Genomic DNA, 13097 nt, shown 5'->3' with positions numbered 1-13097 from the left:
CCTAAATTGGTAAACAAAAATGATGAGACAAACACAACTTGATGAATTCTTAGAATTAGAAGAACACAATAAAGAATTAGAAAAAAGATTTCAAGAAGAAGTAGCAAAGAATAGAGCAAAAGATAGACTTATGTTCCAGCAATCAAAGCTAGCTTCAATGGGTGAAATGTTAGGTAATATTTCACACCAATGGAGACAGCCATTAATGGAAATATCTTCTTTATTCTTACCTATTGAAGCTAAGTTAAATCTTGATATGCCTGTGGATAATAAAGAATTAATAGAATCAATTAATAAGTTAAATGATATTACAAAATATATGTCTAATACTATAGATGATTTTAAAAACTTTTTTGCACATGATAAAGAAAAAATTGAATTTGAATTATTAGAACAAATTAACTCAACTATAAATATTATCAGTGGTAGTTTAAAATCTTATGATATAAAACTAGAAATTATTTTGCAAAAAAATCCTACTTTACTTGGATATAAAAATGAATATGCTCAAGTTTTAATTAATATTATTAATAATGCAAGAGATCTATTAATTCAAAGAAAAATAGAAAACCCTAAAATAAAAATACTTATTACAGAAAAAAATAATGAGGTAATTACATCAATTGAAGATAATGCAGGTGGTGTAAAAATAGAACCAATTGAAAAAGTTTTTGATCCATTTTTTACATATGAGAAGTTAAATGGTTCAGGAATAGGGCTATTTATGTCTAGGCTTATTGTTCAAAATAATATGAATGGAAAATTAGAAGTTAAAAATAAAAATGAAGGTGCTTGTTTTACAATAATTATCCCAAAAATATAGAAAAAAACTTACTTCAAATTGTATTTAATCAATTTTAGATATAATCACGAATTATAAGAAAAACTCATCAACCAAATAGGATAATTATGTCAAAACAACTTTTACAAAAACAAGCGGATACAATCAGATTCTTAGCTGCTGATATGGTTCAAGCTGCAAACTCAGGACACCCAGGTGCACCAATGGGTCTTGCTGATATTGCTACAGTTTTAAGTAAACACTTAAACGTAAATCCAGCAAACGAAAAATGGTTAAATAGAGATAGATTAGTATTTTCTGGTGGTCATGCCACTGGTTTAGTTTACTCTTTATTACATTTATGGGGATTTAACGTTGCATTAAACGATTTAAAAAACTTCAGACAAACTCACTCAAAAACACCAGGTCACCCAGAATATGGTCATACTCATGGTATTGAAATTACAACTGGTCCATTAGGTCAAGGTATTGCAAATGCTGTAGGTTTCGCTTCTGCTGCTAAATATGCACAAAATACTTTAGGTTCTGATGTTATTAATCATAAAGTTTACTGTTTATGTGGAGATGGAGATTTACAAGAAGGTATCTCTTACGAAGCAACTGCAACTGCTGGACATTTAAAATTAGATAACTTAGTTATTATTTATGATTCAAACTCAATCACTATTGAAGGTGATACTTCATTAGCATGGTCTGAGAATGTTAAGAAAAGATTCCAAGGTATTGATTTTGAAGTAATTGAAATTGATGGACATAACTTTGATCAAATCGAAAAAGCATTTGTACAAGCAAAAGCTGCTACTAAGCCTGTAATGATTATTGCAAAAACTGCAATTGGAAAAGGTTCTGTATCTATGGAAGGTTCACACCATGCACACGGTGCTCCATTAGGTGAAGATGATATTGCAGCTTCTAAAGCAAAAGCTGGATTTAATCCAGATGAAAAATTCATTGTTCCTGCTGATGTAAAAGGTGCATTTGATAAATTAATGGTTGGTTCTGTTGCTGAAAATGAATGGAATGATTCATTATCTGCTGATACAAAAGCAAAAATTGAAGAATTACAAAACCCTAATTATGATGCAGTTGAATACCCAACTTTTGAAGCTGACTCTTCAGTTGCAACAAGAGATTCTAACCACAAAATCTTAAATGCAATTGCAGCAGCAGTTCCAGGTTTCTTAGGTGGATCAGCAGATTTAGGACCTTCTAACAAAACTGAATTAAAAGGTGAAGGTGACTTCCCTAATGGTAGAAATATTCACTTTGGTATTAAAGAACATGCAATGGCAGCAATTGCTAATGCTATGAACTTATACGGTTTATACAGAGTTTATTCTGCAACATTCTTTGTATTCTCTGATTACTTAAAACCATCTGCAAGAATTGCAGCATTAGCTTCTATTCCTCAACACTTCGTATGGACACATGATTCTATTGGTGTAGGTGAAGATGGACCAACACATCAACCAATTGAGCATTTATCTCAATTTAGAGCATTACCAAACTTCTATACATTCAGACCAGCTGATGCTACTGAAAATGTTGAGTCTTGGAAGACAGCACTTAAAATGAATGCTCCAACTGCATTTGTATGTTCTAGACAAGGTCTTAAAGTATTAAAAGACGATAGAGCATATGGTGAAGTATCAAATGGTGGATACTTAGTTAAGAAAAGAGATAATGCAAATATTACTATTATGGCTTCTGGGTCTGAGTTAATGTTAGCATTACAAACTGCTTGTACTTTAGAAGATGAAGGAATTATTGCAAACGTAGTTTCTGTTCCTTGTTATGATTTATTTGTTGAGCAAGAACAATCTTACATTGATCAAGTAATTGACAAAAATACACAAGTATTTGCAGTTGAAGCAGCTAGAGGATTAGAATACTATAGATTTGCTGACGTTGTATATGGTATGGATACATTTGGTGCATCTGGACCTGCTGGAGATTTATTTGACGAATTTGGATTTACTATTCCAAAATTAAAAGCTAAAATTGTAGCTGATTTCAAAAAATAAATAATTTTAAATAGATGAGATTTAATCTCATCTATTTTTTTCATTTAGAATAGATATTATTTTAAATGGTGATGTTTTATTTAATATTGCTAACTCTTTTATAGACTTACCATTCTCAACTTTTATTCCTTTGTTTTCTAATGTTTCTTTTGCTTTTACATAACTATCACTAAATAAAACAGAAGTTTTTTCTATTGGTTGATTAAATACTGATTCAAAAACTACTCTTTTAGGATTTGGTTCATTTGAAGTTGATAGAATAAATCCTAAAGCTATAATTGTTACAATAATTCCTGAGGAAAAGAATATTCTATTTGAAAAGTAGTTTTTCATAGATTTCCAGTTAAAAAATACGTGTAACATAACTATTGCTATAAATGCTAATCCTAATATTTCATGCATCTGTTTTGTATAGTTATCAAGTATATGAAAAAACATTAGTATTCCAGTTATAGCAATAACTAAAAATAAAAATGTAGTAAATGATGTGGCTAGTTCTCTTTTTTTGTGGGTTTTCATTATGTTCCTTTATATCATATAATTATAAAGGAACTTTTTTAATGATTTTTAAATTTTAGTTTAACACTAGTTTAACAAACTAGTCTTCAAAAAGTTTTGTATCTTTTCCATCAAAACTTTTCTGGTTGTGTTTTTTCATATATTTAATATGCTCTTCTTTGTTTGAGTTAGCATAATAGTTTGTTAATTCTTTTCTTTGTCCTGCAAAGTCATATAATGGTACACCCATTCCACAAGAGTTATTCACCCCTTCAATAGTTACCTCAAAAACTTGTCTTGCTGCTTTTTTATTTTCAAATTGGTTTATGTACTCATCCCAATTAGAGTCTTTTTCTTGAATTGCTTTTGCTGTACAATAAAGTCTTAAAATATTTGCATCACCCTCGTAAGCACAAAACATAATAGTCATTCTATTATCTTCTAATAAATGAGCTGCTGTTTCATTTCCACTACCAAAGTAGTTTAACCATAAAATCTTATTTTCATCTACAATTTTAAATGTATCATCTAAACCTTTTGGGGATAGATTTATTTTTCCATCTTTTGGTGCAGTTGATACAAAAAACATTTTCTGACTTTCTATAAAGTCTATATCATATTGGTTTAATTTATCTGTAATATTTGCCATCTACTTCCTTTTTTAATAATGTAAAATAATATAACATATTTTAGTGGGAAATACAAAAAGTCTATTTAATAAAATTAATTGACAAAAAGTCTATACTTTAATATAATAAATGAAAAAAAATTGGAGAGAGTATGTCAATAGGATTTATAGGACTTGGAAATCTAGGAAAAGCAATAACTACTAGACTTAAAGAAATGGGTGAAGAGATAGTAGTTTATAATAGAACAAAAAGTAAAGTTGCAGATTTAGGATATGAAATTGCCAATACTCCTAAAGATTTACTTTCTAAATGTGATGTAGTTTTTTTATGTTTATTTGATTCTCCTGCTGTTGAAAATATTTTAAATATGGAAAATGGTTTATTATGTGATGAGTTAAAAGGTAAAACTATTATTGATTTATCAACAAATCATTATGAGGATGTTTTAAAATTCCATGAAGCAGTTGAAAAAATAGGAGCTAAATATTTAGAAAATCCAGTATTTGGAAGTGTTGCACCTGCATTAATAGGTGCTTTAACATTAGTAGCTTCTGGAAAAAAAGAAGTTTTTGAAGAAGTAAAACCACTTTTAGAAAAATTTGGTAAAGAGATATTCTTTTTAGAAAAGCAAGGAAGTGCAACTAAAATGAAGTTAATCAATAACTTATGTTTAGGCTCTTTTATGGCTACAATTGCAGAGTGTACTTCTCTTGCTGAAGATTGTTCAATTCCAAAAGAGAAAGCTTTAGATATTTTAGGAGTAGGTGGGGGAACATCACTAGTTTTAAATGCAAAAAAACAAAAATTAATTAATGAAGACTTCTCAGCTCATTTCTCAAATGATGCAATAAATAAAGATTTACATTTATTACAAGATTTAGCATACTCAATGAATAAACCACTTTACTCAGCGGCAATGCCAAAAGAGCTGTTTTCAAAAATGAAAATGATGGGTAATGGGGATGAAGATTTTTCTTCAATTTATAAATTATTTAAATCATAAAAAGAGAAGCTTTTAAGCTTTTTTTATCATATTGGAGAGTATTTTCTCCATATGAAACAATCATGTAATTAATATCTAACATAACGATAAATTCTATTAAAGTATATAATAGTATAATCTTTCTAATTAAATTGACAGGTCTTACAATATGCTAAAATTCATAAATATATATAAATTATTTTTCTCTACTTTGTTATTAACATTTACTCTAATTGGATGTGGAGGTGGAGGAGTTTCAGGTGGAGGATCTTCTAGTACTCCTTCTGACCCATACACTTTTAGTGTACTTGAGAATCAAACTAGTGCTGTAACGGCAACTGTAAATCATACCAATACTTTAACTTATTCTCTTGCTTCAGGAATTACAGATAATAATGATTTTAATATAAATGCATCAACAGCAGTAGTTACTTTTAAAGTAGCGCCAAATTATGAAATTAAAACACAATATAAGGTTACTGTGCATGCAACAGATGGTTTAGCTTTTAATTCTGATATTGTATATACAATTAATATTACAGACTTAAATGATCCTAATACATTTAATGTAGCTGAAAACCAGAGTGGTGCAATAACTGCTAGTATTAATAGTACAAGTACTTTAACTTATTCATTAGCTGCTACTAATGATAATGATGATTTTAATATTGATTCTTCAACAGCTGTGGTTACTTTTAAAGTTGCTCCTGATTATGAAACAAAAACACAATATACGATTACAGTACATGCAACTGATGGCTTAAGTTATACTTCTGATACAGTTTATACTATTAATATTAGTAATGTAGATGATGATGCACCGGTTTTCGTGGGTTCTTTTACTCCTAGTGCTTTGGAAAATCAAACGTCAGCATTTACAGCTAGTGCAACAGATTCTAATACTATTACATACTCTTTATCTGCTGGAGTTACAGATAATAATGATTTTTCTATAAATTCTACTTCTGGTGTTGTTATTTTTAATACAGCTCCCGATTATGAGACAAAAACATCATATTCTATTACAGTTACAGCAACGGACAGTTTATCAAATGTATCAACACAAGTTTACACTTTAGGTATCACAAATATTGATGATGATGCACCAGTATTTACAGGTTCATTTACTGCTACTGTAGCAGAAAATCAAACATCAGCAACTACTGCAAATACCACGGATCTAAATACTGTTACATATTCTTTAGGTTCAGGAGTAACAGATAATGATGATTTTAATGTTAACTCAAGTTCAGGTGTTATTACATTTAAAGTGGCACCAAATTTTGAGATAAAAGCATCATATTCTATTACAGTAACAGCAACAGATAGTTTAGCTTATTCATCTACTCAGGTTTATACAATTACAATTTCTGATGTAGATGAAAATGCTCCTGTATTTAATGCTCCCTATGTAATAAGTGGAGATGAAAATCAAACAAGTGTTTCAGCAATTAGTGTTACAGATGCAAGTACAATTACTTATTCATTAACAAGTGGAGTTACTGAAAATAATAGTTTCTCTATTAATTCAAGTTCTGGTGCTATAACTTTTAATTCTGCTCCAAATTATGAAGCATTACCAACTAAGACTTCATATACTATTACTGTAACAGCTACGGATAGTTTAAGTAATACTTCAAGTCAAGCATATACGGTAAATGTAAATGATGTAGATGAAAATCCTCCTGTATTTACAGGTTCTTTTACTCCAAGTGCTGCAGAGAATCAAAAAACTGCATTTACAGCAAGTGCAACTGATGCAAGTACTATTGCATATTCTTTAGGTGCAGGAGTAACAGATAATGATACTTTCTCAATAAACTCAAGTTCTGGAGTTGTAACTTTTAAGTTATATCCAGATTTTGAAGCAACTCCTACTAAAACTTCTTTTTCTATTACTGTAACAGCAACAGATACTCAAAGTAATAGTGATACACAAATTTATACTTTAGGTTTAACAGATGTAAATGAAAATCTTACATTTAACTCTTTACCATATAAATTTATAATCTCTCAAATTACAGGAAGATTTTGGTTAGATAGAAATATTGGAGCTACACAAGTTTGTACTTCTTCAGGTGATACAGCTTGTTATGGTAATCTTTATCAATGGGGAAGATTAAGAGATGGACATCAATTATCTTCAAGTACAAATAGTGCTACAAGAGCTACAAATATAATAAGTTCAGGTTCTAATTTTATTACAAATAGTTCTTCTCCTATGGATTGGTTAACTAATAGTACACAAGATACAGATGATATTGATGATAATGGAAATATAAGAAATATTTTATGGTCACAAACAAATGGAGATTCTGCAACAAATAATATAGTTTGTCCAAGTGGGTATAGAATGCCAAGTGTTGCCGAAATAAAAGCAGAAACTTTAGATGATTCAATCGCTGATACAGATACAAATAGCAATGGTACAATAGAAGTAATAAATAGTGCAACAGCTTTTCAAAACTTTTTAAAATTACCAACTTCTGGTTATAGAAATAATAGTGGAACTCCTGTAAGTGATGGCTTTGGATATTTATGGTCATCAAGTGTTAGTGGTGGTAATGCAAGTAGTATTAATTACGATGGAACAACAGCTAGTGAAAATACATCAACAAATTTAGTTAATGCCTATCCTATTAGATGTATCCAACATACAAGTACAAATACAAGTACTACAATTGATGCAGGAACTGATCAAATTGTATATCAAGGGGCAACAGTTACTTTAACAGCTACTGCTGGTTTTACTTCTTATGAGTGGAGGGACGGTAATACTCCTCTTGGATCAGCTCAATCTTTAGTAAAAAGTGATTTTGCTGTAGGTATTCACTACTTATCACTTATAGGAACAGATTCGAATGGTGAAAAATCAGTAGATACAATTACAGTTACAGTTAAATCTACATCAATTTCTCATAATAGTATTAATTATATAATAGTCACATCACCATATACTACAAAAAAATGGCTGGATAGAAATATTGGAGCATCTCAAGTATGTTCTGCTTCTAATGATCTTAATTGTTATGGGGATTATTTCCAATGGGGTAGATTAGCTGATGGACATGAAAAACAAACTAGTACAACAACTGCTACAACAATAGCTTATAACGATGATACAAGTAATGAATATATTACCCCAGCAGAATGGGGTACTGGTGATACTTCAGGAGCATTAAGAGTTGCTAGATGGAATCAAATTACTGGAAATGTAAATGGAGTTTCAGGAGCAACATATACAGATGTTTGTCCAGTTGGATTTAGAGTTCCAACTCAAGCTGAAGTTATTTCTGAAACTACTAGTCAAGGTGTAAGTAATAATGCAACAGCCTTTTCTAATTTCTTAAAATTACCAGTAGCAGGATTTAGAAAAGATGATGGAACAATGCAAAATGTAGGTTCAATTGTTTACTTATGGTATAACACACCTAATGGTACAACTGAAGCTAAGTATCTTAGAGTTTCTTCTGGAACTGCTGCACCTGATAGTAGTTTAACTAGAGCTTTTGGTGGTTCTGTTAGATGTATAGAAGACTAAGAAGATAAATAAAAGTTTATCTTCTATTTAATCTCTTTTAACCACTTATAAATTGTAGCTCTTGATATATCTAAAACTTCACATAGATATGTGACTACATTTCTAATTGAGAAAATACCTTCATTATTTAGATAGATAATAAGCTCTTTTTTCTCTTTTATTTTTAACTCTTCTAAAATTAAATCATTTGTTTCTAAATATTTATTGATTGTACTATGTGTATGTTCTTTCCAGTCTTGGGAAAATAAAGCTTGTGGTTGTTCTTCATTTTCTTCAATATTTAAAAGCATTTTTAGACTATCATACATAGTTTCAAATACTTCAATTTTAAAGTTTATACAGATAATACCAATAGCTTTTTTATTAGTATCTCGAAGTATTGTAGATACAGTTTTTAGTTTTTTACCATCAATATTTGTTTTATTGTATGGCCCTACAATATCCTCTTTTAAAGAGTTTATATCTTTTACATCATTTATCATTTTATCGCCAATTTCTCTTTTTGAAAAGGCATTTACAATATGTACTAATTTTTGAGTTTCTAAATCATGAAGTACTACTTCAACATTTGGATAAAAAAGTTTTCCAATGGCATCACATAAAGGGGTAAAAGTTTCTAATTGTTTATTCATAAAAAAATCATACAATAAAGATGATTAAAATACAAAAAGTCTATTTAATACAATTAATTGACAAAATGTCTACAACTTAAGTATAATCTCTTTTTTTTAAGGATATGTATATGTTAAAAGGTATTATTACACTATTAATATTCCAATTTATAGGGGAATGTATAACTACATTATTTGAGTTATTAGTTCCTGGGCCTGTTATTGGAATGGTTTTGATGTTGATTTTTTTAATGATTAGAAAATCAAGTTTCCCAAGTTTAGATTCTGCTGTGTTTTTACACTTAAGATATTTACCACTTTTATTTATTCCAGCAGCAATGGGAATTATTACTCAAGTAGATATTATCTCAAAAGAGTTTTGGGCTATTTTTATATCTCTATTTATAGGAACGATAGTTGCTTTAGCATTTTCTGCAAAACTTATGGATTATTTAACAATTAAGCAGGAGAGTAAAAAATGAATTTTGAGGCATTAATAAACTATATAAATCAAACTCCTCTTATTTGGCTGATCTTAACTTTAGGGGCTTTTAAACTAGGAATTATAATTTATGAAAAGTGTAATAAACATACTTTATTACAACCAATCATTGTTGCATACACAATTATTATGAGTGTTTTATTTATAAGTGGAGTTTCATATGAAGAGTATTTTAAAGGTGTAGAGATTATTCATTTCTTTTTAGGCCCTGCAACTGTAGCACTTGCTCTTCCTTTGTACAATAATCTAAAATATATAAAATCACTTTTTATACCTATTATGATTACATTAATTGTTGCAGGAGTATTCTCAATTGTAATAGCAGTAATTTTATTATGGGCTTTAGATGCACAACTTACTACTATATTATCAATGACAACGAAGTCAATTACTGCACCAATTGCTATTATAACATCTGAGCAAATAGGAGCTATCCCTTCACTTGCAGTTGGTTTTGTAATTATCACTGGAGTTATTGGAGCCCTATTAGGAACAAGTATTTTTAAACTTTTAAAAATTAAACACGATACTTCAAAAGGTTTTGCTCTTGGACTTATATCGCATGGAATAGGAACTGCAAGAGCTATTGAGATAAGTGAAAAGGCAGCAGCTTTCTCAGCTTTAGCCATGGGATTAAGTGGTATATTTACAGCAATATTTTTGCCCCTAATTATTCAGTTTTTAAAAGGTTAGATAATGACATATAAAATAAAAGAGATTTATACAGGCTTGGAAGAACAGCTACAAAAGAAAAATAAAACATATAAAACTTCATATAAAAAACAGCCAATAAATGGTTCACAGTATGTTAATTTTCAAGGATTAGAAGAGGATAATCAAAGTGATAAAGAAGTACATGGAGGAGTTCAAAGAGCTTTATGTGTATTTACTCAAGGCTCTTATGATTTTTTCAAAGAAAAACATAATATAAATCTTCCAACTTGTGCTTTAGGTGAAAATATAACACTTTTAGATTGTGATGATAAAGATATTTGTTTAGGAGATAGATTCTCTTGTGGGGAAGCTGTTTTTGAAGTGTCACAACCAAGACAACCTTGTTGGATAATCTCTTCTATTTTAGGTATTAAAAAACTAACAGCTCTTATAGTAAAAGAAGGGCGAAGTGGATTTTATCTAAGAGTTATAAAAGAAGGTAAAATCTGTAAAGAAGATGAGTTCAAACTACAAATAAGAAAACATGAAAATCTAAATATTGAATATATTAATAAGTGTTATTATAATGCAAAAGAGAATCAAGAGCAGATAAAAGAGATACTTGAAGTTCCTGAATTATCGCCATTTTATAGGGATGATTTATTGAAAAGATACAAAAATAAAGAGTTTGGATTAGAATCTTTCCAAAAAGATAAAGAATAAAATAAAAATAATACATCAAGATATCTTGATATGTTAAACTTTTTTGGATATACTTCCACAAATAAAAAATACAATATTAAAAAAGGAGTTTTCTTGGATATATTTCTAAAATCTGTTTCAGCACTTAATGATGAAACAAGAGTAAAACTATTGAAATTTATGTATATTCATGGAAAATGTTGCGTATGTGACTTAGAACACTCTTTTGATATGATTCAATCTAGACTTTCACGTCATTTAAAAATTCTAAAAGAGGCTGGCTTTTTAAGAGTTGATAGGGAAGGGCGATGGGCTTATTATTCTGTACGTGCTCCCCTTGATGAGTTTAGAACTCAGGCTTTAAAAGAGATAATGACACTAGAAATTGAATTACCAAATATAATAAAGGCTTGTAATACATAATGACTGAAACACTTTTTGTATATGGTACATTGATGCCAAATTGTCCAAATGGACATGTGTTAGAAGAGATTGTAGGTAAGTTTGTTCCTGCAACTGTTAGAGGAAAACTTGTAGATGCTGGATGGTCAGCAGGTATGGGTTATCCAGGAATTAGACTAGATGATCAAAGAGATACAATTCATGGATATTTATTCTACTCTTCAAATCTAATTAATCATTGGGATTATTTAGATGAGTTTGAAGGTGCAGAGTTTCAAAGAACACCTGTGACAGTTGAGCGACATGATGAATTTGAAGTGGATACATATATTTATACTTTGAAAAAAGCAGTAATAGAAATGGAAGAAGAGTAACCAAAAGGTTACTTTTTTTTATTAAAATATATCAACATATCTTGATATATAAAAATAGAATTTAGGAAAAAATATGATATTAGCAAGTGCAATTTTTATTATTACACTTATTTTTGTAATCTGGCAACCAAAAGATTTACAAATAGGAACAACAGCTGTTATTGGGGCAATTGTTGCTTTAGTTTTAGGAGTTGTTAGTTTTTCAGATGTATTAATAGTTACAGATATAGTTTGGGATGCAACTTTATCGTTTATTGGAATTATCATTTTATCTATGGTTTTAGATGAAATTGGATTCTTTGAATGGTGTGCACTTAAAATGGCAAAGTTTTCAAATGGTTCGGGAATGAAGATGTTTATTTATTCTATTTTATTAGGAGCCTTTGTCTCTGCTTTATTTGCAAATGATGGAGCAGCACTTATTTTAACTCCAATTTTACTTGCAAAAATGAGAATTTTAAAACTAAATATGAAATCAATCATTGCTTTTTTACTAGCAGGTGGGTTTATTTCTGATAGTGCTTCATTACCTTTAGTATTCTCAAACCTTACAAATATTGTAACAGCTAATTATTTTGATATTGGATTCTCTGAGTATATATCAAATATGTTAATTCCTTATATTATAAGTGTACTAGCTTCTATTGCTTTTTTATGGTTGCTTTTAAGAAAAGATATTCCAAAACAAGTTGATATCTCATTATTAAAAGAGCCAGAATCTGCTATTAAAAATAAAACACTATTCAAACTATCTTGGGTATTTTTAGCAGTACTTTTAGCTGGATACTTTGTAGGAGATGCTTATGATTTACCAGTTGCAGTGTTTGCACTTGGAGGAGGAGTTATCTTCTTAGTAATTGCAACAGCATTTAAAACAGTAGAACCAAAACACATTATCAAAGAAGCTCCTTGGCAAGTAGTATGGTTTAGTATTGGATTATATATAGTTGTTTATGGACTTAAAAATGCGGGACTTACGGATTATTTAACAGTAGTGTTACAAGATTTATCTGGGAGAGGTGATACTCTTGCAATTGTTGGAACTGGTTTCTTATCAGCCTTTTTATCTGCTATTATGAATAATATGCCAACTGTTATGATTATGGATATAGCTTTAGACAATATGGGTGAAAATGTAAATCAAGCACTTGCTTATGCAAATATCATTGGATGTAACTTAGGGCCTAAGATGACACCATTTGGTTCATTAGCTACTTTACTTTGGTTACATGTTTTATCTAAAAAAGGTGTGAATATTTCATTTGCTCAATATAGTAAATTTGGTCTTATTATTACTCCACCAGTACTTTTAATAGTATTACTATCTCTTGCAATGGTAGTTTAGAGTTTGGAGTTAATTTTAATAGCAGTAGCCC

13 protein-coding genes are annotated in these 13097 nt (G+C 29.5%); 10 read left to right on the top strand and 3 right to left on the bottom strand.

What is annotated here, in order from left to right:
• Positions 1-19 precede the first annotated feature (19 nt).
• Positions 20-823 carry a sensor histidine kinase gene (locus tag ALEK_RS16005; protein WP_228289356.1) on the top strand — a complete coding sequence of 268 codons (804 nt, stop codon included), beginning with the start codon at positions 20-22 and terminating at the stop codon, positions 821-823.
• 86 nt (positions 824-909) lie between these two features.
• The gene (tkt, locus tag ALEK_RS16000; protein ID WP_071628101.1) at positions 910-2826 is read left to right on the top strand and encodes a transketolase; all 1917 of its coding nucleotides are present in this window, start codon (positions 910-912) and stop codon (positions 2824-2826) included.
• A gap of 27 nt (positions 2827-2853) precedes the next feature.
• On the opposite strand, the gene ALEK_RS15995 is transcribed toward tkt, so the two are convergent.
• Positions 2854-3345 (bottom strand): DUF4405 domain-containing protein, encoded by a 492-nt coding sequence (locus ALEK_RS15995; RefSeq protein ID WP_071628100.1) that lies wholly within the window; start codon positions 3343-3345, stop codon positions 2854-2856.
• A 79-nt stretch (positions 3346-3424) separates the two neighbouring features.
• Entirely contained in the window at positions 3425-3973 is a 549-nt protein-coding gene (locus ALEK_RS15990) for a pyridoxamine 5'-phosphate oxidase family protein (protein ID WP_071628099.1), read from the bottom strand.
• Positions 3974-4104: 131 nt separating this feature from the next.
• On the opposite strand from ALEK_RS15990, the gene ALEK_RS15985 reads away from it, so the two are divergent.
• Both ALEK_RS15985 and ALEK_RS15980 read left to right on the top strand, forming a co-directional pair.
• On the top strand, positions 4105-4956 hold the full coding sequence (locus ALEK_RS15985) for an NAD(P)-dependent oxidoreductase (protein ID WP_071628098.1): 852 nt from the start codon (positions 4105-4107) through the stop codon (positions 4954-4956).
• 148 nt (positions 4957-5104) lie between these two features.
• Positions 5105-8476, top strand: a complete 3372-nt coding sequence (locus tag ALEK_RS15980) for a cadherin domain-containing protein (protein ID WP_071628097.1) — start codon at positions 5105-5107, stop codon at positions 8474-8476.
• Between the two features lie 23 nt (positions 8477-8499).
• Here ALEK_RS15980 and ALEK_RS15975 read toward each other — a convergent pair whose 3' ends face one another.
• A complete protein-coding gene (locus tag ALEK_RS15975; RefSeq protein WP_071628096.1) occupies positions 8500-9108 on the bottom strand; it encodes a helix-turn-helix transcriptional regulator in 609 nt (202 codons plus the stop codon).
• Between the two features lie 110 nt (positions 9109-9218).
• Between ALEK_RS15975 and ALEK_RS15970 the strand changes: the two genes are divergently transcribed.
• From ALEK_RS15970 to ALEK_RS15945, 6 genes are all read left to right on the top strand, one after another.
• Positions 9219-9569, top strand: a complete 351-nt coding sequence (locus ALEK_RS15970) for a CidA/LrgA family protein (RefSeq protein ID WP_071628095.1) — start codon at positions 9219-9221, stop codon at positions 9567-9569.
• Positions 9566-10282 carry an LrgB family protein gene (locus tag ALEK_RS15965; protein WP_071628094.1) on the top strand — a complete coding sequence of 239 codons (717 nt, stop codon included), beginning with the start codon at positions 9566-9568 and terminating at the stop codon, positions 10280-10282. Before ALEK_RS15970 ends, ALEK_RS15965 begins: the two co-directional genes overlap by 4 nt.
• 3 nt (positions 10283-10285) lie before the next feature.
• Entirely contained in the window at positions 10286-10966 is a 681-nt protein-coding gene (locus ALEK_RS15960) for an MOSC domain-containing protein (protein ID WP_071628093.1), read from the top strand.
• 93 nt (positions 10967-11059) lie between these two features.
• Positions 11060-11368, top strand: coding sequence for an ArsR/SmtB family transcription factor (locus ALEK_RS15955; protein WP_071628092.1), 309 nt, complete (start codon positions 11060-11062; stop codon positions 11366-11368).
• Positions 11368-11721 (top strand): gamma-glutamylcyclotransferase family protein, encoded by a 354-nt coding sequence (locus ALEK_RS15950; RefSeq protein ID WP_071628091.1) that lies wholly within the window; start codon positions 11368-11370, stop codon positions 11719-11721. The genes ALEK_RS15955 and ALEK_RS15950 overlap by 1 nt, the downstream gene beginning before the upstream one ends.
• Positions 11722-11794: 73 nt before the next feature.
• A complete protein-coding gene (locus ALEK_RS15945) occupies positions 11795-13066 on the top strand; it encodes an arsenic transporter (RefSeq protein WP_071628090.1) in 1272 nt (423 codons plus the stop codon).
• The last annotated feature ends 31 nt before the right edge of the window (positions 13067-13097 follow it).

The sequence above is a fragment of the Poseidonibacter lekithochrous genome (genome assembly GCF_013283835.1).
Lineage (GTDB): Bacteria > Campylobacterota > Campylobacteria > Campylobacterales > Arcobacteraceae > Poseidonibacter > Poseidonibacter lekithochrous.
The sequence above is the reverse complement of the archived record's forward strand: the minus strand, read 5'-3'. Positions and strand labels throughout refer to the sequence as shown.